Annotated in this window: 19 protein-coding genes; 9 read left to right on the forward strand and 10 right to left on the reverse strand. The window is 56.9% G+C overall.

All coding sequences use genetic code 11. The features are described 5' to 3' along the window. Window positions 1-943: 943 nt before the first annotated feature. The 5 genes from ABJK70_RS05735 to ABJK70_RS05755 all read left to right on the forward strand — a co-directional run bounded on the left by ABJK70_RS05735 (window position 944) and on the right by ABJK70_RS05755 (window position 7,571). Window positions 944-1,342, forward strand: coding sequence for a hypothetical protein (locus ABJK70_RS05735; protein WP_077728153.1), 399 nt, complete (start codon window positions 944-946; stop codon window positions 1,340-1,342). A gap of 191 nt (window positions 1,343-1,533) precedes the next feature. Then, a complete protein-coding gene (locus ABJK70_RS05740; protein WP_086133212.1) occupies window positions 1,534-2,784 on the forward strand; it encodes a TolC family protein in 1,251 nt (416 codons plus the stop codon). Next, the gene (locus ABJK70_RS05745) at window positions 2,781-3,872 is read left to right on the forward strand and encodes an efflux RND transporter periplasmic adaptor subunit (protein WP_347257542.1); all 1,092 of its coding nucleotides are present in this window, start codon (window positions 2,781-2,783) and stop codon (window positions 3,870-3,872) included. Before ABJK70_RS05740 ends, ABJK70_RS05745 begins: the two co-directional genes overlap by 4 nt. Beyond that, window positions 3,872-6,979, forward strand: coding sequence for a CusA/CzcA family heavy metal efflux RND transporter (locus ABJK70_RS05750; protein ID WP_347257547.1), 3,108 nt, complete (start codon window positions 3,872-3,874; stop codon window positions 6,977-6,979). The genes ABJK70_RS05745 and ABJK70_RS05750 overlap by 1 nt, the downstream gene beginning before the upstream one ends. A gap of 289 nt (window positions 6,980-7,268) precedes the next feature. Beyond that, window positions 7,269-7,571 (forward strand): DUF3240 family protein, encoded by a 303-nt coding sequence (locus tag ABJK70_RS05755; protein WP_077728150.1) that lies wholly within the window; start codon window positions 7,269-7,271, stop codon window positions 7,569-7,571. A 25-nt stretch (window positions 7,572-7,596) separates the two neighbouring features. Here ABJK70_RS05755 and ABJK70_RS05760 read toward each other — a convergent pair whose 3' ends face one another. From ABJK70_RS05760 to ABJK70_RS05780, 5 genes are all read right to left on the reverse strand, one after another. Beyond that, entirely contained in the window at window positions 7,597-8,433 is an 837-nt protein-coding gene (locus ABJK70_RS05760) for a transglycosylase SLT domain-containing protein (RefSeq protein WP_240502368.1), read from the reverse strand. Window positions 8,434-8,765: 332 nt separating this feature from the next. Continuing rightward, window positions 8,766-9,341: a DNA-3-methyladenine glycosylase I gene (locus tag ABJK70_RS05765; protein ID WP_240502377.1), complete on the reverse strand. Its 576-nt coding sequence runs from the start codon at window positions 9,339-9,341 to the stop codon at window positions 8,766-8,768. Further along, entirely contained in the window at window positions 9,338-10,171 is an 834-nt protein-coding gene (locus ABJK70_RS05770) for a PHP domain-containing protein (protein WP_347257543.1), read from the reverse strand. The genes ABJK70_RS05765 and ABJK70_RS05770 overlap by 4 nt, the downstream gene beginning before the upstream one ends. A 95-nt stretch (window positions 10,172-10,266) precedes the next feature. After that, on the reverse strand, window positions 10,267-12,105 hold the full coding sequence (locus ABJK70_RS05775) for an ABC transporter ATP-binding protein (RefSeq protein ID WP_156881349.1): 1,839 nt from the start codon (window positions 12,103-12,105) through the stop codon (window positions 10,267-10,269). A 10-nt stretch (window positions 12,106-12,115) separates the two neighbouring features. Further along, a complete protein-coding gene (locus ABJK70_RS05780) occupies window positions 12,116-14,071 on the reverse strand; it encodes an integrase (protein ID WP_347257544.1) in 1,956 nt (651 codons plus the stop codon). 516 nt (window positions 14,072-14,587) lie between these two features. Here ABJK70_RS05780 and fabA point away from each other — a divergent pair. The 4 genes from fabA to ABJK70_RS05800 all read left to right on the forward strand — a co-directional run bounded on the left by fabA (window position 14,588) and on the right by ABJK70_RS05800 (window position 19,184). Beyond that, on the forward strand, window positions 14,588-15,127 hold the full coding sequence (fabA, locus tag ABJK70_RS05785) for a 3-hydroxyacyl-[acyl-carrier-protein] dehydratase FabA (protein WP_077728144.1): 540 nt from the start codon (window positions 14,588-14,590) through the stop codon (window positions 15,125-15,127). Between the two features lie 15 nt (window positions 15,128-15,142). Next, a complete protein-coding gene (gene fabB, locus ABJK70_RS05790) occupies window positions 15,143-16,360 on the forward strand; it encodes a beta-ketoacyl-ACP synthase I (protein ID WP_347257545.1) in 1,218 nt (405 codons plus the stop codon). Further along, window positions 16,350-17,225 (forward strand): tRNA 2-thiocytidine(32) synthetase TtcA, encoded by an 876-nt coding sequence (gene ttcA, locus ABJK70_RS05795; protein WP_077728142.1) that lies wholly within the window; start codon window positions 16,350-16,352, stop codon window positions 17,223-17,225. Before fabB ends, ttcA begins: the two co-directional genes overlap by 11 nt. 1,038 nt (window positions 17,226-18,263) lie before the next feature. Further along, window positions 18,264-19,184: a TIGR01777 family oxidoreductase gene (locus ABJK70_RS05800; protein ID WP_077728141.1), complete on the forward strand. Its 921-nt coding sequence runs from the start codon at window positions 18,264-18,266 to the stop codon at window positions 19,182-19,184. Between the two features lie 44 nt (window positions 19,185-19,228). On the opposite strand, the gene ABJK70_RS05805 is transcribed toward ABJK70_RS05800, so the two are convergent. The 5 genes from ABJK70_RS05805 to ABJK70_RS05825 form a co-directional block, all read right to left on the reverse strand. Then, entirely contained in the window at window positions 19,229-19,723 is a 495-nt protein-coding gene (locus tag ABJK70_RS05805; protein WP_077728140.1) for an Hsp20/alpha crystallin family protein, read from the reverse strand. Window positions 19,724-19,743: 20 nt separating this feature from the next. Continuing rightward, window positions 19,744-20,013, reverse strand: a complete 270-nt coding sequence (locus ABJK70_RS05810) for a chaperone modulator CbpM (protein WP_347257548.1) — start codon at window positions 20,011-20,013, stop codon at window positions 19,744-19,746. Window positions 20,014-20,048: 35 nt separating this feature from the next. Continuing rightward, on the reverse strand, window positions 20,049-21,002 hold the full coding sequence (locus ABJK70_RS05815; protein WP_156881346.1) for a DnaJ C-terminal domain-containing protein: 954 nt from the start codon (window positions 21,000-21,002) through the stop codon (window positions 20,049-20,051). A 211-nt stretch (window positions 21,003-21,213) separates the two neighbouring features. Continuing rightward, on the reverse strand, window positions 21,214-22,761 hold the full coding sequence (locus tag ABJK70_RS05820; RefSeq protein WP_166642736.1) for a porin: 1,548 nt from the start codon (window positions 22,759-22,761) through the stop codon (window positions 21,214-21,216). Window positions 22,762-23,139: 378 nt separating this feature from the next. Continuing rightward, on the reverse strand, window positions 23,140-23,462 hold a 323-nt coding region (locus ABJK70_RS05825), incomplete at its 5' end, for a hypothetical protein (RefSeq protein WP_347257546.1).

The raw sequence follows: 23,462 nt of genomic DNA on the forward strand, positions 1-23,462 counted from the left end.
ACTTTGCACTGGCCGACGCCAAGATCACAGTATTGTCCCTCCGGACAAGACAACCCGCGGATAGTACCGCATACGGTTTCGGGTGGTTTGGGCGGAGTCTCGCGATCGCAACCAGCAAGCAAAGCAAGTAAAGAAAAATAAACCAGCAGTGTGACAAGCCTTTTCATACTCTAATCTCCATGATGTTCAACATCGTTCGATGTTGTCGTAAGGCATGTGAATAGCGCGGTTTTGCGGCGCCGGATTCCCTGAATTTCCATCGAGTCCTCCTTGCACACCCTCGATGAGGGCCGGCTAAGTATATGTACGCTATGGAAAAGGCGTAAAGCTTTGGATGTGCAAGGCATATGGTTGGTCGCCGGTCTATCGGCCCCAGACTGAGAGAATGTCTTAGAACCACCCGAGATCGGAGCATCGTAGATCAGGCAGGAGTCGCATTATACGGTGCTCCCAACAGGCCTGACCGGGATGGAAAGGATTCTGGTATTCACGGGATGCGAGAATTTCGATGAGACTCAATTCGAGATTTTTCCCTCTGCTTCGATACGAAATCGGTGACTAGACAGTTACACTGGCACTGGCAAGCAGCGGGTCCGCCTCGATCCGAATATCGTGATAGCCAAGCAGACGGATATTAGCCGTACAGCCAAAATCTCAGCTGAATGCGGCGCAAATCTCTTCTTCGGATGTTCGAAACACCGCGTCGGCATTAGCTCCAAACCACAGTATCGGCTTTAAGGTCGCGATAGAGACATGCGGGCTCGGCATTTCCTTTCGAGTAGCTGTCGAGGAAATCCGTGACTGCGGCCGGTGTCAAAGCCTATACGCTCCACGCATCGGTGTCGGGATTCTTTTGTACAGCCATGGCGCATCACTGGATTTTTTCGGCCTTCCATAAGGACTATACTGTACAAGTTTTTACCATCCGTACTATTGTCGAACTGTGACAACGCTCGCTTCCCGTACGATCCTGCTAGTTCTCTTGACGCTGATGCAAGTCATCGCGCCGTGGGTTCATGCGCACACCGGGGGCGAAACGGGCGGCTTTCTGCATGTTCCCGGGCTGGAATTCCTATCGAAAAGCGGAGAGACATCGGTTCAAGCCGATGCGCCGCCGCTCGATCAGGACGTCATTATCAGCGTTCAGGCCGGATTCTGGGGCGAGGCCGGCAAAGCCAAGTTTTCGCCGATCGCCGATGATCAGCCTTGCCTTCCCTCCATCGCCGCGTCGATTCGGCGATCACAACTAATCGCGACCCCATCTCTTGTCGAGGAATCACCCTCGCCGGATTCGTGTTTCTACCGCAATACCGCCCCGCGCGCCCCACCGTTAAACGCTTGACCAAATTCGCCTTTTAAAGGACTTTCGCTCTCTGTTCCCGGCTTTATCGGGGGCCTGCCCTGTGTGGGCGGGTGGCCTTTAACGAAAAGAATTCAGTGTGGACATCGGGCAATGGGCACGGGAGCGTTTCCCGTCCAGCTTGAGCAGCGGTCACCGTCGTCCCGGCTCGTGACTTTGGGAGAAAAATACCAATGAAGCTTTTAGTGTGTGTGGCAGGCGCGGCTTGTTTTTTCGCGATCGCGCCCGTCGCCTCCGAAGAGCGCTTTGTCGATCATTACGATGAGCTGGTGTTCGACGAATCGCTGAGCCTTGGCCAGGTCATCGAGGCCACTTTCGAAAAATACCCGCAAAGCGCTCTCATCGCGGCTTTCGAGAATGAGGCTAAGGCTCTGGAGCGCCGCAGTGCCAGTTGGATAGCGGGTTACCCTGCGGTCTATCTGCAATGGATCGACGATCGTGCCTTTAACGATCGCGGCGCGGTGGAAATACAGACCGGCTATCAAATTCCGGTATGGATGTGGGGCCAGCGCGCGGCGAGCAGGGCCGTGGCCGAGGAAGCGACGCAGAGCACCGCTTTGCTCGCGCGGGCGATAAGGCACGAGGTGGCCGGCCTAGTGCGCGATGCCCTATGGAACCTTCGGCTGGTGGAAAACCGATATGAGCTTGCCGAGCGTATCTACGAGGTTTCCAGGCAGTTGACCGCCCTGGTGCAACGGCGTGTCGATGTCGGCGACCTCGCGCGGGCAGACTTGCTGCTTGCGGAAAGCGACGAGCTGGAGAAAAAGACCGCGGTTGTTCAGGCCGAAGCGGAGGTGATGCATGCCCGCAAGAGCTATTCCAATCTGACCCGCCTGGAGCGTGCGCCGAAATTTTTCGAGGAGGAGCAAAGCCCCCGCAGCACGTTCGACGAGAGCCATCCGGCCCTGGCCGTCGCCAACGCATTGATCGAGCGCGCCCAGGCCGAAGTCGAGTTCACCCGCAAGTCCAAGCAGGGCAACCAGCCTTCGATTCTGGTCGGTACCCAGCACGAACGGGGCACCCGAAAAGAAGGCTATAACAACGAAACCAACTTCGTGCTGCAAATCCCCATCGGCGGTGAGGCCTATAACGCGCCGTTCGTGGCCGAGGCCAATATCGTCCTGACCCAGCGCCTGACTGATCGGGACATCTTGTTGCGGCAGTTGGAGAAGGCGCTGCATGAGGCGATACACAATCTCGAGGTCGATCGCGCCGCCCTGACGATCGCCGAAAGGCGGCGGGAAATCGCCGAGTCCCAGCTCAAAATGAGCCGGCTCGCGTTCGAGACCGGGGAGATTTCGCTGATCGATTATCTCAAGATCCAGGCCACCGCCCAGGCCGCCATTCGCGATGCCGCCGAACGGGCCATCCTGTTGCAGCGGGATATCGCGGTCTACAACCAAGTGGTCGGAGTCACGCCATGAGACTCGTCTTTTTGTCCATGCTTTTATATTTTTGCGCGACGGGACTCGCGGCCGAGAATGCGGTTCAGGTTACGGCGGAACAAGCGAAACATTTGGGAATCCGCACGGTGAAGCCGGAAGAGGTTGCAGCCATGCCGCTGGCGCGGGCGCCGGCCCGTGTCGTTTTACCGCCGCAGAACGAATTCGTCGTCAGCGCCCCGCAAGCGGGAGTGATCAGCAACGTCGCCGTACCCCTGGGCGTAAGGGTGAAACAAGGCGAAGTGCTCGCCCGTATTCAGAGTCCCGATTTGCTGGCCCTGCAACGGGAATTGCTCGATGCCGCCTCCGAATTCAATTTGGCCCAAGCGCGGCTGAGACGGGACGAGACTCTGCTTAAGGAGGGCATTATTTCCCGGTTGCGCTGGCAGGAAACCAAGAGCGATTTCGACAAGGCTCAGGCAGCGCTGCGGGCAGCGGAACAGACCCTGGCGGCGTCAGGGCTGGGCCAAGGCGAGATTCGGCGCCTTAAGACTAATCGGCAGCTGAGCAGTCTGATAGAAGTGCGTTCCCCGATAGACGGCGTCGTGCTCGAACGCATGGCCGTGGTGGGGCAGCGGGTGGATAGACTCGCGCCGCTGTTTCGGGTCGGCAGACTGGACGAATTGTGGCTGGAGGTCGACATGCCTCAGGAACGGCTGCACGAGGTGAGAATCGGCGACCGCATCAGCCTGGAAAATTCTCGGGCCACCGCCCGCATCATCGAGGTCGGTCAGCACGTGGATCCCAAGAGCCAAAGCGCTTTGGTACGGGCCGTGGTCGACAGCCCAGCGGAGGATCTGCGGCCGGGCATGCACATAAACGCGCAACTGATGCACAAAAGCACCGACCTGATTTTCCGCCTGCCCGTCGCCGCGTTGGTCGGCCACGAAGGCCGAAACTACGTGTTCGTGCAAACGCCTGAGGGTTTTGTCGCGCGCGAAGTGGCGGTGGCCGGTCTGGAAGCTTATAGCGTCGTCATTCACGAAGGCTTGGACGCGGGCGAGGAAGTGGCCGTGCAAGGCGTGGCCGCGCTGAAGGCCGCCTGGCTCGGCATGGGAGAAGAAGAGTGATCGCACGTTTGATCCAGTTCGCGCTGACCCAGCGCCTGTTCGCCTTGCTGAGCGCCCTGCTCCTGGCCGGCGCCGGCTGGTTCGCCGCGGCCAATCTGCCCATCGACGCCTTTCCGGACGTTTCGCCGACTCAGGTCAAGATCATCATCAAGGTGCCCGGCATGACCCCGGAAGAGGTGGAAGCGCGCGTCACGGCGCCCATCGAGGTGGAAATGCTCGGCATCCCCAGGCAGACCATGCTCCGCTCCATCGCGAAATACGCGCTTACCGACATCACCATCGACTTCGAGGAGGGCACCGATATTTATTGGGCGCGCCAACAGGTGGCGGAGCGCCTGAACGAGGTTTGGGGAAATCTGCCGGGCAACGCGGAAGGCGGTATCGCACCCATGACCACGCCTTTGGGCGAGATGTTCATGTTTACGGTGGAAGGCGATGGCTTGAGCCTCTCCGAGCGGCGAACCCTCCTGGACTGGGTGATTAGACCGGCGCTGCGCACGGTGCCGGGCGTCGCCGACGTGAACGCATTGGGCGGGATGGTGAGAAGCTTCGAGGTCATTCCCGACAACATGCGGATGGCGGCTCGCGGCGTGAGTATCGGAGAACTGGCCGAGGCGCTCAAGTCCAATAACCGCAACGACGGCGCCGGCCGTTTGGCCCAAGGCGAGGAGGCGCTTCTGGTGCGTACCGAGGGGCGGATCGTCGACCTGGACGACGTGCGCACCATCGTCGTCGCGGAGCGGAACGGCACGTCCATCACCGTGGGCGATGTGGCCGACGTCCGCATAGGCGCCCTGACCCGCTACGGCGCCGTGAGCCAGAACGGCCAGAGCGAAGCGGTCGAGGGCCTGGTGCTGAGCCTCAGGGGAGCGAATGCCCGGCAGGTGGTGGAAGGAGTCGAGAAGAAGCTCGAGGAAATCCGCCCGGCTTTGCCCAAGGAGGTCAAAGTCAGCGTGTTCTACAACCGCGGCGACTTGGTCGGGAAAGCAATAAACACCATCGTCCGGGCCTTGGTGGAGGCTACCATTCTGGTGCTGATCCTGCTGGTTCTGTTCCTCGGCGATCTCCGGGCCGCGCTGACCGTCGCCTTCATTCTGCCCATGGTGGCCCTGTTCACCTTTCTGCTGATGAACCACTTCGGCCTGACGGCCAATCTCATGAGCCTCGGCGGGCTCGCCATCGCGATCGGCAAGCTGGTCGACCCGGCGGTGGTGGTGGTGGAGAACATCACCACCCATCTCGCTGAGCAGAGCAAGACGAATCGAGTGCCGCGACTGCACGCGATCTACCGCGCCATGCGCGAAGTCACCGCGCCCGTGGTCTCGGGGACGATCATCATCGGCGTCGTGTTCGTGCCGCTGTTTACCCTGGAGGGCCTGGAAGGCAAGATGTTCAAGCCCTTGGCCTTCACCAACGTGTTCGCCATGAGCGGATCGTTGATCTTCTCCTTGGTCGTGATCCCGGTCGTGGCCTCTTTCCTGATGAAGCGCGTCAAACACGAGGAGCCCTGGCTGGCGCGGAAGCTCTCGGAATGGTACCGCCCGGTCCTGATCTGGTCCCTCGCTCACGGCCGCACCGTGTTGCTCGGCGCGGGACTGCTGCTGCTGTCCACTGTGGGCGTTTATTTCCAGATCGGCAAGACCTTCATGCCCACCATGGACGAGGGCGACATCATCGTGCAGGTGGAGAAACTGCCGTCCATCACGCTGGAGCAGTCGGTGCGGCTGGACCAGCAAATCCAAAAGGCTATCCTGGAGCACGTGCCGGAAGTGACGCGGGCCGTATCCCGCGTCGGCGCGGACGAGATCGGCCTCGACCCCATGGGACTCAACGAGACCGACAACTTCTTCGTCCTCAAGCCGCCGGACGAATGGCGCATGGACAGCAAGGAAGCCCTGATCGACGAAATCCGTAAGGTTCTGGATACCATTCCCGGCATCGCTTACGGCTTCACCCAGCCGATTCAGATGCGGGTCACCGAGATGCTGACCGGAGTGCGCGGCGACGTGGCGGTCAAGCTGTACGGCCCGGAACTCGCCGTGCTCAACGCCAAGGCGGAGGAAATCGCCGCCGTGATGCGGAAGATTCCCGGCGCTTCGGACGTGTTCACCATCCGCAACGAAGGCATGCAGTACCTGGTGGTGAAAGTGGACCGGCTGGCCGCGGGACGCCTGGGGTTGGATGCGGATTCTCTGGCCGACACCTTGCGGGCCCAGATCGAGGGGCTCAAGCTCGGCATCGTCCAGGAGGGCATCCGCCGCACGCCGTTGCTGCTCAGAGGCTCCGGAGAGCCGGCCAATATGTCCACCCTGCAGATCGCCTTGCCCGACGGGCGCCGGGTGCCATTGTCGGTAGTCGCCAAAATCGAGCCGGTGGAAGGCGTGGTGGCGGTCAACCGCGAGCGCGGCCAGCGCTACACATCGGTGCGCAGCAATGTCGAGGGACGGGATCTGGTGGGCTTCGTGGAAGAGGCCAAGCAGGCCGTGGCCGGCCAGGTGCAGTTGCCTACCGGCTATTACATCGAATGGGGCGGCCAGTTCGAAAACCAGCAGCGGGCCGCCGCCCGCTTGGCCGTGGTCATTCCGGTGTCGATCGGGCTGATCTTCCTGCTTCTGTTTTCCACCTTCGGCTCGGTGCGCCAGGCCATTCTGGTCTTGGCCAACGTACCCCTGGCGCTCATCGGCGGCGTGTACGGCGTCTGGATTTCCGGAGAATATCTCTCGGTTTCGGCTTCAGTGGGCTTCATTTCTTTGTTGGGCATCGCCGTGTTGAACGGTGTGGTGATGGTGAGCTATTTCAACCAACTGCGGGTACTTGGGCTACCCATGGATGAAGCGGTGGTGGTAGGCGCAATGCGTCGGCTTCGGCCGGTGCTGATGACCGCCGGCATCGCCGCCTTCGGACTCATTCCGCTGTTGTTCGCGACCGGTCCGGGCTCGGAAATCCAGCGGCCGCTGGCGGTGGTCGGCGTCGGCGGACTCTTCACGTCGACGCTGCTGACCTTGGTGCTGCTGCCCATTCTCTACCGTCGCTACGGCGAATCCAGAGTCGGGTCCAATCTCCTCTCCCTCTGGGAGAAGATTAGGGTGGGGGAGCCAAAACAATGATTTCATTCTTATTCCATTCGGCATTCGAGTGAACATTCATCGTAGGATGGGTAGAGCGAAGCGAAACCCATCGATGGCGGGATAGCCCTTCGACAAGCCTGTCCTGAGCATCGTCGAAGGGCTCGGGACAGGCTCCGCGTAACCCACCGATTGAAGGTCGCTTGGCGGGTTACGGCGCACGCGAAGCACAGTGATCGGCAGTCGGTCAGTGCTGATGTGCGCCTAAGCCACCCTACGAAAATGAATGCCTGATTGAAAGCGATTTGGAATTACCCATTCGGAGCATCCCATGAGCGAATTCTTTCTTCTTACCTTGATCGCCCCACCCGGTCACGAGGAACCCATAATCGATTGGCTATTGCAGTACGAGCATCCGAGCGGATTCAGCAGCTTTCCGATCAGCGGCCATTCGAGCCATCCGGAAAGCTTGACCCTGGTTGAGCAGGTGACCGGACGCAAGCGGCAGGTTCGCTTCGATGTGCAGCTCGCCGGCTCCGACCTGGAGGTGTTGCTGGATCGATTAAAGACAGATTTCGCAGGATCGGCGATTCACTACTGGGTTTCGCCGATTGTCGATGCGGGGCGGCTTTGATGGACGGAGAGCGGCTCCGGGCCGATTAGAACAAACGATCGTCCGATCGCGGCGGCGGTACCGGATGAACAGTCTTTTGGTAAGTCGCCAGAATGCGCTGAACATAGTTGCGGGTTTCCCGATAAGGGGGAACGCCCTGATATTGTTCAACGGTTCGCTCGCCCGCGTTGTAAGCGGCCACCGCCCATTCGACGTTGCCGCCGAAATGCCGCAACAGCCAGTGGAGATATGCGGTTCCGCCCTTGATGTTTTCCACCGGGTTCCAGACATCCTTGATGCCGAAACGCTCCGCCGTGGCGGGAATGAGCTGCATCAGTCCCTGGGCGTTCTTGCTGGAGAGTGCGGACGGATTGAAACCGGATTCCGCCTGGATGACGGCTAATACCAATCGCGGATCGATGGAATATTGCGGTGCGATCTGGCTGACCCAACTTTCGACGAGTTTCCGGCTTGGATTTGAACTGGGCTCGATGCTGGCTGTAACCGGTGCCGGTTCGGGCTGGCAGTCGGAGTCGTCCGCAGGAGTTATGCCCTGGTAGCGCACCAGCATCCGCGCCGCATAAACATCGCCGGTCTTGGCCGCACGCATGAACCAGCCTACGGCGACGTCCGCCTTGCGGGAAAGGCCTCGGCCGTTGAAGTACATCCAGCCGAGGTTGTACGCCGCTTGCGCATCCCCGAGCAACGCCGCTTTGCAGTAAAGGCGGTAAGCCTCGGCGTAGTCCTGTTTGACGCCTCGGCCGTGCTCGTAGCGCAGAGCCAGGGTGCGCAGATCGCTTGCCGTGTCGATGCTGTCCTGCGCCAGGACAAGCGTCGCGCTGATACTTAGCAGCCAACCAAGCAGGAGTCGAATTGCAATCAAATTGGGCTCTCCAAAACCGACGGCACTGGTTAAGCAGCGTATGTGCCAATCGTTTGGAATGCGTGTGTCGCCTGCAAACTTGGGGCAAGCCCGCGGCTCGGACGCCGCAACTGTAAAATTTTTCGACAAATGGACTGTGTCGTACAGGGCGACACCCGATACGGTTCAGACGCGGACCGCACGGTTATGGCTATAAGTCATTGAAGGGCTGGCGGAAATTGGAGATCTCCCGCCTCCGATACGTAAAAGCCCCTGGAATGGCGATAGCCTCGAAGGAAGCATTTCGAGGCGGAAAGAGCGGGAAGATTAGTCCGGGGAGTGTAAAGCAGGTTTTACGGCGACTCGGCCGGATGCAAATGCTTCCAGCGGAAGCAATCGACGGTGTGGTCGTTGACCATCCCGATCGCCTGCATGTAGGCGTAACAAATGACGGAGCCGACAAAACGAAATCCGCGTTTCTCGAGGTCCTTGCTCATCGCGTCGGACTCGGGCGTTCGGGCCGGCACGTCCGCCATGCTCCGCCAGGCGTTTTGCTTGGGACAGCCGTCGACGAAGCGCCAGAGAAAGGCGTCGAAGCTGCCGAATTGTTCCTTCACGTCCAGAAAACGGCGGGCATTGTTTACCGCCGCGGCGATTTTGAGGCGGTTGCGAACGATGCCGGGATTGGCCAGCAGTTCGGCGGTCTTGGCTTCGTCGTAGCGGGCCACGTGTTCGGGATCGAAGCCGTCGAAAGCCGCGCGGTAGGCGTCTCGTTTACGAAGAATCGTGGTCCAGGAAAGGCCGGCCTGTGCGCCCTCCAGAATCAGGAATTCGAACAGCAGGCGGTCGTCGTGGACGGGCGTTCCCCATTCATGATCGTGATAAGCCTGCTCCAGCAGGCTGCGCTCGGCCCAAGTGCAACGAGTCAATGGTTCCAATGGGTCCATACCGGAGTCAGATCGGACGGAAGCGGGGGTAATCGGCCCAGTTTCACCCAGGCTGTTTCCGGGCTGTGAAAGTCGGAGCCGCTGGAGGCGCGCAATCCGAAACGCCGCGCGTATTCGGCGCTGGACTGGGTATCGCTAGGAGAGGCCGTTCCCGAGACGACCTCGATCGCCTCGCCGCCGCATTCCTTGAATTCCCCGATCAGCCGTCGCATCCAACTGGCGGTGAGTTTGTAGCGCTGCGGATGGGCCAGCACGGCGCCACCGCCTGCTTCGCGAATCCAAGCGATGGCATCCGCCATTTCGGCCCACCGGGTCGAAACATAGCCCGGCTTGCCGCGGGTCAAGAAACGCTCGAACACGTCTTTCATGCTTCCTGCCAGACCTAGCTCCACGAGATGGCGAGCGAAATGGGTGCGTGTAATCATGCCGTCGCCGGCCATTTCCCGCGCCGCTTCAAAGGTGCCAGGAACACCGTAGCGGTCGAGGCGCCGGCCGATCTCTTGCGCCCGTTCGAGGCGCGTTGCCTGGAGGCGGCTCAGTCCCTGTTTTAGGACGTTGCAGTGACGGTCGATGCGCAAACCGACGATGTGGATGGTTTTGTCCGCCCAGGTTACCGATATTTCGACGCCGGGAATCAGTTGAATGCCGGCATCGAGGGCGGCGGTCTCCGCCTCGTCTAGGCCCGCGGTGGAATCATGATCGGTAAGGGCGAGCACGTTTACGCCGGCTGCTGCGGCCTGGCGAACCAATTCGGACGGCGAATAGGCGCCGTCGGAAGCAGTGGAATGGGTGTGGAGATCGTACAAAGGCACGCCCGAGGTTTGAGTCCGGAAAGCCGGGTATTGTACCCGATTTACGGCTGGCGATTTTCGGCTTCCCTCCGGCGAATCGAGCCGTAGGGCACGGCTTAGGAGGTGAACGATAGATCCCGTGCGCGCCGCACCGCGGGTTTCTGGCCATAGAGCCGCGCGTACAAACCTTTGCCGGAAACCAGGGTTTCATGATCGCCCTGCTCGCAAATGCGCCCGTCCTCGAACACGTAAATGCGGTCGGCGTGTTTGATCGCGCTCAAGCGGTGGGCGACGATGATCGTCGTGCGGTCCGCGAGGAATTCGTCCAGACCTTCGTACAAGCGGGTCTCGGTTTCATTGTCGATGGCCGAGGTCGCTTCGTCGAGGATCACCACCTTGGGATCGGCCAGGATCATGCGGGCGATCGCCAGCCTTTGGCGCTGACCACCGGAAAGCCGCATGCCCAGCCGGCCGACGACGGTATCCAGCCGGTCGCGGCTGTCTTCCACCACGTCCCTGAGTTGGGCGATTTCGAGCGCGCGCCAGAGTGCTTCGTCGGGCGCCGGACGGCCCAGGGTCAGGTTGGCTCGGACGGTGTCGTTGAACAGCACCGGGTGCTGCAATACCGTGACCACATGTTCCCGTATCACGTCCATCCCGATTTTGTCCATAGGCGCGCCGTTGAAATAGACCATGCCCGAAGTCGGGGGATAAAGGCCGATCAATACTTGCACCAAGGTCGATTTGCCGCCGCCGCTTGCACCGATCAACGCGACTTTCTCGCCGGGGCGGATGTCCATGGAGATGCCGCGCAAAACCTCGTTGCCGTTCGGATAGGCGAAGTGAAGATCGTCGATGAAGATGCCCACTCTCCTATCCTTTTCGAAGGGATCGATCAGATGCGGGTACTTCGGCTCCTGCTTCAGGTCATTCAATTGGTTGATCCGCTCCAGCGCCGCCTTCGCGCCGAACCAGGCGTACTGTATTCCCAGAATCTCCTGCACCGGGGTCATCATGAACCACAGGTAGCCCGAGACCGCCATCATCTCGCCGACGGTGAGGTCGGAGTAGATCACCATAAAAAAAGCCAAGGCGCGGAAGACGTCGAACCCGAACAGGAAGACCAGAAAACTGACCCGGTTGGCGGCGTCGCTTTTCCAGGCGTAGGCGGCCGAATTCTCGCGAACCGTCCGTGCCGCTTCCATCAGCCGCCCCATGTAGTGCTTCTCCCGATTGCTGGCCCGGATTTGATGGATGGCATCCAGGGTTTCGGTGAGTGCGAGCTGAAAGGCGCCGATCGCGGAATTTTCTTCGCGCTTCAGATTTTTTACCCGTTTTCCCAGCGTTTTGGTGAAAAAAATCACGATTGGATTCAGGAACAGGATGAACAGCGCAAGCTGCCAATGCATCCACAGTAGAATGACGGCGGTGCCGGTCAAGGACAGTAACGCCACCACGAAGCGCGCGACGGTTGTGCCGATGAACGTATCGAGCGTATCGAGGTCGGTGACCAGATGGGTCACGACGGAGCCGCTGCCGAGATTTTCGTATTCCGCCATGGAGATGCGCTGCAGCTTGCCGATCAGCCGGCAGCGGATGCGATAGATGGTGTCTTTGGCAATAAAGCTGAACTGCCGCGTCTGCCACACGTTGAAGATCGCCGCAATCAGGCGCAGGAGCAAAGTAAGCCCCAGTATGGCCGAAATATACAGGGCCGGCCCATGCCATTCGGCGGGAAAAAGCCGGTCGAGCAGGCCGACGGCCATGCCGGGCTTGTTCAACAAGACCTCGTCCACCAGCAGCGGCATGAGTAAAGGCACGGGGACCGCGCTCAAGGCTGCGAACACGGCGATCAGGTGAGCGGTGAACAATTCGCGCTTGTGCTCCAATGCGACGGATCGGATATAGGCCCAGGTGAAGCGGTGGGAATTCTGAGGACTGGAATCGGAAACCATTTCTAAGTCGTTAGGCCCTAAGAGCGGGATAAATCAGCGGCACGCTTTCGGCAGGCAATCCAGGACCGGGTGGAGAAAAGCGTCCGTAGCCAGCGAGCGTTTTCGCCGGCAGCGGGCCGACGATACGCTCCAGTTCGGACAGCCGAATGCCTTGGCGGACCAAATAACTAATATAAGTGTGGCGCAGGGCGGATGCATCGATCGTTTCGGGCTGCGCAAGGCCGGAATCGACGGCCGCGCAGGCGATCAACGATGCCGGGTCGTCCGTTTCCAAGTTGGGAAAGTCTTCGCTTTCGGCCAACCAAAGTTTAAGGCGCCGAGGGATGGGCACGGCCCTAGAATTTTTGCCGTCGATACGCAGCGTATCACCGGCGTGTTCGAACTGCTCGGCACGCAGTTCCGCGATTTCCTCAAGGCTCAGACCGGATAGAAGCAGGCCTATCGTCCATTTGGTGCTGCGATTGGCCGCTTCCAGTAATACGCGGATCTCCGGCTCGGTCAGTTCTCGTATCGTCGGGCTTTCCAAAGCGGGAAATTGTTCCGCGGGAAGGGCCGACGGCGTTGTCATTCGACGCTCAAGCAAAATTTTTTCCGGCACCGAATAAACGTGGATATCGGGTAAGACTGTCGCAGGCGGCGGGGTTTCCCTGCGCGTGAGGTATTCGTAAAGCCACACGGTGATCAGGCCGAGGCCGAGGCTGCCGCCGAAGACGATACCGCTGTCGCGCCAATAATTCGGCCAGATTGGTCGAGCCGGGGCATAGCCCCGTTCCAAGACCTGGAGTTGAGGGAGGTTTTCGTAAGGTTTCGCTTCGACCTGTGCCAGCCGGATTTCGGCGTCGCGGTAAACCTCTTCAAGCTTTTCGAGGTTTGCGCGCATAGCCTCATGCTCGGCGAAACGGCTTGTGAACTCGGTCGCCTCCTGCTCATGCGCCTCGATTTGACGGCGTATTTCCCGGACGGTCTGTTGAGCGGACGCATAAGCCTGTTGTGCTTCGCTCAATGCGTTCTGTTTCCCGTATTCGAGCTTTTTCTTGATCTCGTCTTCGGTTTGTTTGAGCTGTTCCGGAATAAGCTTGAACTGAGGCTGTAGCGAAAGGTATTGAGACGTGTATCGGCGTTTCAAATCCTTGAGCTGCTGGCGCAGGTCGTGCGCTTTCTTTTCCAGATTCGCCAATCCTTGCTCATCGCTGGGCGGCACCACGGGCTCGCCTCGGGCGATGGCCTCTTTGATGGCGTCGAGCTGGGCTTTCGCTTTGACCTCGTCCTCGGTGGCTTTGTTGAGTGCGGTGTTGAGACCGGAAAGCCGGGCCATGGCGCGGTTATCAGCGTCGTTTTTCGAAACGATGCCGTGTTTACGGCGAAATTGATCCAGTTCCCAGCGCTTTGCCTCGATTTTTTGGGCGAGCTGTTGAAATTCGAGCTGCAAGGCCGTGGCGGTGCCGTCTTTCGTTTCGCGGGTCTGTCGTTCACGGCGCGCTTGATAGGCATCGATCCAAGCGTTAATGACCGAAGCCAGAACCTTGGGGTTCGATCCTTTGGCGTGCAGCTTAACGATGTTGGTCTCGGTTATGACATCGACCGAGAGCAAGGCCTGAAGATCGCCGACAGTCAAGTCGGACAATTCGGGTGCGTCATCAGCGGCTCTTAAGTTTCTCAAAGTTGCTTCAAGCAAAGGGACGCCGAGCAGGATCTCGCTTTGTACAGTAACGTGCTGGACGCTGGCTTTCGCGTCTGCTTCGTCTATGGCGGTAGGCGCTACCGTAAGCAATGCGGCCGTGCTCTCATAGACCGGCTCGCGCAGCCACACAAAAGTCGCGCCGGTCACGAAGGCGAGCAAGAACGCACAGGTAAACACCATGAGACGGTGGGATCTTGCGGGTGGCAGGTCTGCGCCGGAATACCCCAAGAAATCCCTTGGCGGCTGTGAGCTGCGCAAAATTTCGATCGACGGTAGATCCTGCATGGCTGATTTCCCGCGAAGGTTGCTCGTTGTCGTTTACACGCTCGGTATTCTAGCCCGTGTAGGCTCGGGCCGGTCTATAAAAGCACATCACCGATTGGATCAGCTTCCGGGAATGATAACCCGACCGGTATGTCGAACCGTGTTCTCTGTGTCGGCCAACTTTGACGAGATGACGGCCGATGGCCAAAGCATCGGCTGTGAATTCCGCGTTGGCGGACGTGTGGATAGATTTCATTTCTTGTTGGGAAATATGACGGTGTCTCAATACCGACTTTGCCGCACGCTGCTGGAATTCATGTTTTCCTGATACAATAAGCCTTTTCTTTGCTAGGCCTTGACGGGAAATAAACTTTCGTGCGTTCCGAGGGTGCTATCCGGAAGTTCTCATCGATAAATGGATTTTCGCCCACGATAAAGTTTGGCAATCGGCTTGGAATTTTGGTACGGCCTGGTCGCCCTCGGTAACCAGTGGGTGCCGAGGGGCAACATAAAACAACAGCGATATCGGGCACTTTTATGATTGTTAAGGAATCTAGATTACAACAGAGACAGCACAGTTACAGTCGGGACGAATTGATTCAATGCGGACGCGGTGAAATGTTCGGCCCCGGCAATGCCCAGTTGCCGCTTCCTCCGATGTTGATGTTCGATCGCATCACCCGTATCAGTTCCGATGAGGGGCTTTACGACAAAGGTATGATCATCGCCGAGTTGGATATAACGCCGGACCTTTGGTTTTTTTCCTGCCACTTTCAGAATGATCCTGTGATGCCGGGCTGTCTCGGCCTTGACGCCATGTGGCAGATGATCGGATTTTACCTCGGTTGGATGGGCGGGTTAGGGCGCGGGCGCGCGTTAGGTGTGGGAGAGGTCAAGTTTCGCGGCCAGGTACTGCCGCATCATAAGCTTGTGACTTACCGTATTCATCTCAAGCGGGTGATGATGCGCAAGTTAGTCATGGGGTTTGCCGACGCGGAAATGGAGTGCGATGGCAAGGTCATCTATGAGGCTAGCGATCTTCGGGTCGGCCTGTTTACCTCTACAGATGCGTTCTGAGCGAGCTATACAGATATGAGACGCGTTGTTGTAACCGGCATCGGTATCGTTTCCAGCATAGGCAGCAATCAACAGGAGGTAACCGAGTCTCTGCGACAGGGGCGTTCGGGTATTCGGTCCAGTGAAGAATACCGGGAGATGGCATTCCGCAGTCAGGTCTACGGTCCGATCGATCTGAATTTGGACGATCTTATAGATCGCAAGATTCGCAGATTCATGGGAGATGGCGCAGCGTACAATTACCTCGCCATGCAGGAGGCGATCGCCGATTCGGGCTTGGACGAATCCGAAATATCGCATTCTAGAACCGGCTTGATCATGGGGTCGGGCGGTCCTTCCACGGCGAATCTCTTGCTTGCGTTCGACAACTATCGTGAGAAGGGCGTTAAGAAAGTTGGGCCTTATATGGTGCCCAGGACCATGTCCAATACCAATTCCGCCTGCCTCGCGACGCCGTTCAAGATCAAGGGGGTCAATTACTCCATCAGTTCCGCATGCGCGACCAGTGCCCACTGCATAGGAAACGCGGCGGAACTTATTCATCTGGACAAGCAGGACATCATTTTCGCCGGCGGCGGCGAGGAAGTGCATTGGACGATGACCGTGCTCTTCGATGCGATGGGAGCGTTGTCTTCGCAATATAACGACAGGCCCGAGATTGCATCGCGTCCCTATGATGCCGACCGGGACGGATTCGTTATTTCGGGAGGCGGCGGGGTACTGGTTCTTGAGGAGCTGGAGCATGCCAAGGCCCGTGGAGCCAAGATTTACGGCGAGCTTATCGGATACGGCGCGACCTCCGACGGTTTCGACATGGTGCAGCCTTCCGGCGAGGGGGCTGCGCGTTGCATGAGGCAAGCCATGGAAAGTGTGCGCAACAAGATCGATTACATCAATGCGCATGGAACGAGCACGCCGATCGGCGATATTAAAGAGCTGCAGGCCGTGAAATCCGTTTTCGGCGATGAGGTTCCGCCCATTAGTTCGACAAAGTCGTTGACAGGCCATGCTTTGGGCGCTGCGGGCGTGCACGAAGCGATTTATTCCTTATTGATGATGAATGGCGGTTTCATTTCCGCTTCGGCCAATATCGAAACGCTGGACCCGGGCGCGGAAGGCGTTCCCATCGTGCGGAAGCGGATCGACGATGCCCGCATCGACACGGTCATGTCGAACAGCTTCGGGTTTGGCGGGACTAATGCTAGTTTGATCTTCGGGCGTTATGGTGGATAGGGCGGCAGGCGCTCTGACCGAAAAGCAGCGTTACGAATTCAATAAGCTGCAAAAGAGATTGCGCCGTTTAGTCGGCGAGGCCATCGCCGACTATCGAATGATCGAGGACGGCGACAAGGTGATGGTTTGCCTCTCGGGAGGAAAGGATTCCTACACGCTTCTGGATGTCCTGCTCAGTCTTCGGCTGAATGCCCCGGTTCAGTTCGACATCATTGCTGTTAATCTGGATCAGAAGCAGCCGGGATTTCCCGAGCACGTGCTGCCGGAGTATCTCGCCGGTCGCGGGATTCCTTACCATATCATTGAGCAGGATACCTACAGCATCGTCAAGCGGGTAGTACCGGAGGGCAAGACGACATGCGGTTTGTGTTCCAGATTACGACGCGGGTTGCTTTACCGATATGCCGCTGAGCACGGCATTACCAAGATCGCGTTGGGTCACCATCGCGACGATATCCTTGAAACCTTCTTTCTCAACCTGTTTTACGGCGGCACCCTTAAGGCAATGCCGCCCAAACTGTTGAGCGATGATCGGCGCCATATCGTTATTCGGCCACTTGCGTACTGCCGGGAAAAGGATATTGAAGAATACGCGCGCATCAAAGCGTTTCCGATTATCCCGTGTAACCTCTGCGGCTCGCAGGAAAATTTGCAGCGTAAGGCGATGAAGGAAATGCTGCAGTCATGGGAAAAGCAGTTCCCAGGGCGCTTGGAAACTATTTTTACAGCGCTGCAGAATATAGCGCTATCTCAGCTTGCGGATCGCAATTTGTTCGATTTCATCGGGCTCGATCAGGTACGAGGCGATGTGACTGGTAATCAGGATGCTTCCGTCTCCGCCGGGCTGGAAGTGCTTTTTCTCTGAATGATCCAATCGGTACCTCGTGTTTTCTGCCCGTGCTAGGCGGGTGCGTGGGTTCAAACGTTCCGCCCTTTCTGCCCCTTGCATTTTCGGGAAATCTTCTTTATAAAAGATTCCGTGCTACATGCACTACCAACTAAAAAATCTTAAAGCTTTGGAAATTGAGGAGGATCTTATGAAAAAATTGGCATGCGTTATCAGCTTGGTCATGGTAGCTCTGGGAGTGATTGCTTGCGGTAACTCTCCTGACGGTGACAAACAGAAGATCTCGACCACCGTATCCCCGAGCCTTTAATTTTTATTTTTGATAAGTCTTTCTGCCCTTTGTACGAAGCGGCAGTAGCTTTTAATAATTAGCTTTTAGCCTTTAAAGGCACCGATATTAACCTGGATGAAGGTTTCTTCATCCAGGTTTTTTTGTGTCACTGAATCATAAAGGCGCGGCTGGTTTACGTACCGTTTTTGTTGCTACGATTAACGGATCGATCCGTTGGGCCGCTCGTGACAGACGTCCAGCGACTTGACAGCGCTAGCTCAGACGGTAAGATAACCGGCGCGATAGCATTGTTCTGCTATTAAGATTTTCGATAAAACCAAATAAGGTAGGTTAAGAAATGGGAGCCATACTAGATTTAGTTGAAAAAATGAGAACCCCGATGGGTATGGTGGTCACTATCGTAGTTATAGCTGCTGCCGTCTTCTTCGTCCGTTGGGTTTTCAGCGACGACGACAAGAAATAGGCCACCAAATGTGGCAAGCATAGGCGTTACCTTATAAGTTTTTAATCTTAGTTAACAATCCTATCCTTGCCACTTCCTCGTAAGACTTCTCCTCCACCGCTCGTCTAGCTGGGCAAATAGCCTAGCCATTCCCGAAACCAATCGATTCTGGTGCCCCAAATCCACCACCCGTTATAATTGCTTGCCCTCTTTTTCTACGAGAGCTGTTTTTCGGGTGCGAAGCTCGCGCCCTCTGGGAAAGCAGTTCGTCGATAGGAAATAAGGGGTTGTTTACATCCTTGCCAAGGGAGGGGGAGGAAATATGCGAATATTCATCACTGGCGGAACTGGGTTTATCGGCAGGAGCTTATGTAAAGCACTGCTTGGCGCAGGTCATCAGTTGACCGTGCTTAGTCGAAAGCCTGAGACAGTGCCCGGAAAGTGCGGGATCGGAGTGGTCGCGCTGAAAAGTTTAGCCGAATGGACGTCGGATCAACATTTCGACGCTGTGATCAATTTAGCGGGAGAACCCATTATCGGCCCCCGTTGGAGTGAGCAACGAAAACAAATTCTATGGAATAGTCGAGTCACCCTGACCGAGCATCTCATCGACGCGATCCGTAATGCCAATTCCAAGCCGACGGTGCTTATCAGCGGATCAGCGGTTGGAGTCTACGGTGATCAGGGGAACGAAATCCTTGATGAAAATTCGCCCCCGGTACGGGGCGAGTTCGGCCAAGAACTATGCGAGGCATGGGAGCGTGTCGCATTAAGTGCAAGGGAATACGGCGTTCGGGTATGCCTGCTTCGGACCGGATTGGTCATCGGCAAGAATGGCGGATTTCTGCAAAAAATGCTGCTTCCGTTCAAGCTTGGGTTAGGTGCGCGGCTTGGCGATGGTAAGCAATGGATGTCTTGGGTTCACATAAACGATCACGTTGCGATGACTCAGTATTTATTGGAGTCGCCGGCTCTCGACGGAGCGTTCAACCTAACGGCACCTGAACCGGTGCGCAATGATGAGTTTACTCAATGTTTGGCAAACGTTTTGAGACGGCCCGCGCTACTAACCGTTCCGGCATGGCTTCTCAGGCTGGGTGCCGGCGAAATGGCGGAGTTGATGCTGGGGAGTCAGCGGGTGATTCCCAAGCGTTTTCAGGGCCAGGACTTTAAGTTTTTGTATAACACCTTAGGGCTGGCGTTGCAGGATACGCTTGCGTCAAACAAACCTCATGTTCCCTGAATTTTTGCACGCCGGTAGTAGTGCGAAACTGATTGGTATGCTTTTCATGCTGTAGTCACCGTTATCCGTTGCGAATGGTTATGGCTGGATTTGGGCAACGAAATCGATAAAACTCCGCGCCGGTAACGCGCCTTTATGTTGTCCTGGTCAATCTCGGCAGGCAGATGTATGACCCGCTCAAAAAAACCATAGGCTCGTTCCAACAGAAAATAACGTTCGCCAATGCTTCCCTCGTGCGCATTTCGCTTTTCGCCCCGGACGATTAGCTGATCTTCGAGGATTTGTATTTCGAAATCGTCGGCCTCCATTCCCGGGATTTCTATATCGATCGTAATCCGATCATTCTCCTCCCGCACTTCCGCTGGCAATAAACCCCATCGCGACGCTCCCTGCGTCAATTTTCCCCCTTCGTGAGGAGGCTCGCGAAGTGTAAAGCGCGTGAGTGCATGGGACGCTCGTTGTTTCAAGGCAGACCAGCCTTCGGCAAGCGAATGCAAAGTATGGTGTAGACCGTGGTGTATGTGGTTCAGCGTGTTCATAGAAGGCCCTAAAATGTCACTTACAGCGCGCGCCGGCGTAAAGCCTCGAGTTCTTCGAGTAAATCCAATGCCAGTGCCGCGCCGGGCAGGTTAACCCCGAGATCGCGTTGCAGATGTAACGCCGTTTGCAAGCGCCGTAACGCGGCGGTGTTGAATTGCCAATTCATCGGCTCCGAGCCTTCTGGATCGACAATTCCTTCGTTAACCATTTCAAAAATGGATTCCGCGTCGACTCTGCATGCCTCGCATACATCTACCAGAGATAGTTTAATCGTTTCGTCCAATACCATACCGGACGAGGAGGTAGCGGTCCGATTCGTCATGTTCACGCTCCCATATGCGCCCGTGGATTCATCGGCATGACCTCGGCCATCTTTCTATAGAGAGACTTGGCCTCCGCGGTTGTGGCCTCCGGAATCACGATGCGCAGAGTTACAATTTGATCTCCTGGTGGAGTGCAGGGCAGCCCGCGGCCTTTTAAGCGCAGCCTCTGCCCACTTTGAGAGTTAGGAGGGAGCTTGAGTTCGACTTTGCCGCCTAACGTCGGTGTGGGAACCGAAAGTCCGAGAGCGGCCTCCCAGGGCGTTACTGGCAACTCCAGCGAAATATCCGCGCCTTCGGCGCGAAAGAATGGATGAGGCTTAAATCGTATTTCCAGGTAAAGATCACCCGCCGTGCCGCCCAACCGGCCCGATCCGCCCTGCCCGGACAGGCGAATGCGTTGTCCTTCTTTGACGCCTTTCGGTATCTTGACGTTTAAGGTGCGGGTCTTGTTAACAACCCTGCCTTTTGCATCGATTTCCGGGCTCGCAAGAGTAACCGTTTGAGTCCCTCCCGAGAATGCCTCGTCGAGGCTGATGTAAATGTTGGCATATTGATCCTGGCCAGATAGAGGTCCAGTCCAGCCGCTACGGGGTTCTCGCCGCCCGCCTCGCGTAGCCCGGCCGAATAGGCTGTCGAAAAAATCGCTAAATCCGCTTGCGTCGCTCCCCGTAAAACCGCCACCACCAAAGTCGAAGTCAAATGCCCAGTCGGGTGGAGGCGTAAAACGTTCGCCGTGCTGGCGACCGGCCGCGATTTGATCGTAAGCCGCGCGCTTTTCCGGGTCTTTCAAAACTTCATAAGCCTCGCCAAGTTCCTTGAAGCGCTCCTCGGCATTACGTTCCTTGCTGACGTCCGGATGATATTTGCGGGCGAGCTTACGATAGGCTCGCTTTATATCCTCTTGCGAGGCGTCTCTGGATACACCCATGATCTTGTAATAATCCTTGAATTCCATGAAACAGTGTTCCCTGTTAGATTTTGGATAAGGCTACCGCTGCGGGGTAAGTTATGACATTGAAAAGCCTTAGAAATCATAACAATGTAAAGCAAGCAAGCACAGCTGCGCCGGTCAGGTGGCATGCTTTGGAGCAGGTATCTGCGGCGTATCAAAGACGAACCCCGCTTTCGCGGGGTTCTCGGTTTGACAGACGAGCTAAATGGCTCGTTTAGAAGGCCAGGGAGCCACGCATCTGAACCGTGTCGAGATCTGACGGATCCCCTTCGAGAAGTGCTCGACTTGTCCCGGCGGTGCCGAGATCTATATCGATCACATGGGTGTAGTCCAGCATCAACCGGAACCACGGATTCAGATACCAGTTGACACCGAGGGTCGCCGCTGTCTCGCGTCCGCCACGTTCGCCGGGCGTACCGATCTTGTTCATGTTGACTTGCGAAATGCGGCCTTTGAGTTCCCAGGCGCCCCAGCCGCCGGCCAAGTCAAAGTTTCGATTGGGCGTTAAACGCTTAATGACGGCATCTTTCGGATCGTAGGCGGCGGCCCGCGATTCGCCGGTCAGGCTATACATCACGTCGAAGTGCCAACCGTCGAACTTGGCGTCTTCGGTTCCATCCCCGTTCCGTTGCAAATAGGCCACGTTATATTCGCTTTCGAACGAAACGGGGCCGTAGGCGCCCGTTGCCTCGGCGTTGAAAAACACCTCATCGTCGATATTTCCGATATTCCCGGTATCGATCGGATAGAAGTGATCGATGTGAGTGGGGCGATTGCGATACCGAACGGTTTTGTCGCCCTGCTGCGGTACTCGGTAAGCGGCAGAAGCGCCGACATGGAACAGCTCGCCCGGTTTAAACCAGGGAGCCCAAGTAGCGCGCCCCGACGCGCCCCAGCCTTCGTCGTCCGCCGCGCTGTCAGCTTGCCGTGTTGCCGTATCGCCATAAATGCCAGCTGCGGCGGTCCATGTGCGACCGTAATGATCATAGCGGAGGCCAATCGCACGGTTCACAGAAACATCGGTGAAAGCATACTCCAACGAACGTTCCATAAACGGCATGTCGTTGGAACTCATCATCTGCTGAAAGCTGTACGGTTGCTTGCTTTGGCCGATGGTCCATTCGCCCCAGTCGAAACCGGTGTATTTTACGAACGCGTCCTTGAGTCTGACTTGCTCGTCGGCATAGTCCGGTTGCAGCTTGAATTTCCAGTCGTTGAAGAACTGGCCGGCGACCTCGATACGGACACGGCGGAGTTCGGTGCCGGAGTCGAGATCTCTCTTTGTCGCTTCTTCGTCGGCAGGATCGAAGCTTCCGTTACTAGGATCGTTGTCGTTATAAGTTACAAACTTGTCGCCGGACTGGATGGCGGCGTCCGCATGGAGGCGCCCGTTGATGGCGAATTTGAAGTTTCCGTCGTTCGATTGAAACTGAAGTCCCTTTGCGCCAAGAGTGACCTTGGCGTCATCCGGAGCTTTGGGCTTATTGGCTAAAGCATCGATTTTTTTATTAAGGCGTGCCTCTACGGCTCTAATCTGGTCGCCGTCCCCCTTGGAATTTGCGGCTTTCTTAGGCGTTTTGGGTTCTTCGGTCGCTTCTTCGTCGACTCTTTCAAAGTTGCCGAGTCGTACGCGCCCCGGACCGGGTTCTGCGTAAATTTGCTTGGTCTTGCTGTCCATATAAAGGTCGAGTGCATACGCGTTATTCGCGCCGACTCCGGTAAATGCAACGGACATCGCACAGGCTAAGTGTTTAAATCTCATTGTTCCCCCAATCGTAAAACTGTGCTCGAAGAATTGCGCCTCTAGAGCCGACGCAACTTTTTGGCATATGCCCATTTTTTGGGCTGTTGGTTACATCTCAACAATCGATCGCGCCAAAGCAACAAAAGATTAAGGGGAGACTATGACTATTTCGTTACCGAAATATTACGAACGTATGACAATGACGAACCGCGTTCGCCTCGTCGAACGTATAGCCGTCAGGCATCGATATCCCGCGATCGAGGGACGACCAGAATAGGCCAGTTAATGGTTATGCCCTTGCGAACGAGGGCCAGTAATAGACCGTCTTAAAGACTGAGGTTCCTAAGGGGAGGCGAGATTGCTGTTGCTGCGTTCTAAAATTTAATGGCAATCAGATCATTGAGCTAATGCGTCAAGCTCGTGATAGATATGCGGTCGATTAACTCGCCGCAGGATTGGTTTGGGTTTGGGTGGTAAGTTGACTTTTAAAACCCGAGCAGTTGACAGGGTGGGTGGGTTAGGGAATAATGTGCAGCTCTTCCGGTGCTGGCGGTTTTGAGTGCCGCGGGTGGCGGGGAGGGAGAGAGAGGGGTTGACACGGAATGGAAAGTCTTTATAATGATCCTTCTTTGCGGCGGACGCCGAAAGCTCTTTAACAGATTGATCAAGCAATGGTGTGGGCGCTTGTGTCGAATTGGGCGAGTTTGACCAGATTTCGA

This window comes from Methylocaldum sp. (assembly GCF_039794385.1).
Classification (GTDB): domain Bacteria; phylum Pseudomonadota; class Gammaproteobacteria; order Methylococcales; family Methylococcaceae; genus Methylocaldum.

Bases quoted from the DNA above. Each gene is read 5' to 3' on its own strand.
- ABJK70_RS05740 (WP_086133212.1), top strand. From the start codon at position 1,534: ATGAAGCTTTTAGTGTGTGTGGCAGGCGCGGCTTGTTTTTTCGCGATC.
- ABJK70_RS05745 (WP_347257542.1), top strand. From the start codon at position 2,781: ATGAGACTCGTCTTTTTGTCCATGCTTTTATATTTTTGCGCGACGGGA.
- ABJK70_RS05755 (WP_077728150.1), top strand. From the start codon at position 7,269: ATGAGCGAATTCTTTCTTCTTACCTTGATCGCCCCACCCGGTCACGAG.
- ABJK70_RS05775 (WP_156881349.1), bottom strand. From the start codon at position 12,105: ATGGTTTCCGATTCCAGTCCTCAGAATTCCCACCGCTTCACCTGGGCC.
- ABJK70_RS05780 (WP_347257544.1), bottom strand. From the start codon at position 14,071: ATGCAGGATCTACCGTCGATCGAAATTTTGCGCAGCTCACAGCCGCCA.
- fabA (WP_077728144.1), top strand. From the start codon at position 14,588: ATGATTGTTAAGGAATCTAGATTACAACAGAGACAGCACAGTTACAGT.
- fabB (WP_347257545.1), top strand. From the start codon at position 15,143: ATGAGACGCGTTGTTGTAACCGGCATCGGTATCGTTTCCAGCATAGGC.
- ttcA (WP_077728142.1), top strand. From the start codon at position 16,350: ATGGTGGATAGGGCGGCAGGCGCTCTGACCGAAAAGCAGCGTTACGAA.
- ABJK70_RS05800 (WP_077728141.1), top strand. From the start codon at position 18,264: ATGCGAATATTCATCACTGGCGGAACTGGGTTTATCGGCAGGAGCTTA.
- ABJK70_RS05805 (WP_077728140.1), bottom strand. From the start codon at position 19,723: ATGAACACGCTGAACCACATACACCACGGTCTACACCATACTTTGCAT.
- ABJK70_RS05810 (WP_347257548.1), bottom strand. From the start codon at position 20,013: ATGGTATTGGACGAAACGATTAAACTATCTCTGGTAGATGTATGCGAG.
- ABJK70_RS05815 (WP_156881346.1), bottom strand. From the start codon at position 21,002: ATGGAATTCAAGGATTATTACAAGATCATGGGTGTATCCAGAGACGCC.
- ABJK70_RS05820 (WP_166642736.1), bottom strand. From the start codon at position 22,761: ATGAGATTTAAACACTTAGCCTGTGCGATGTCCGTTGCATTTACCGGA.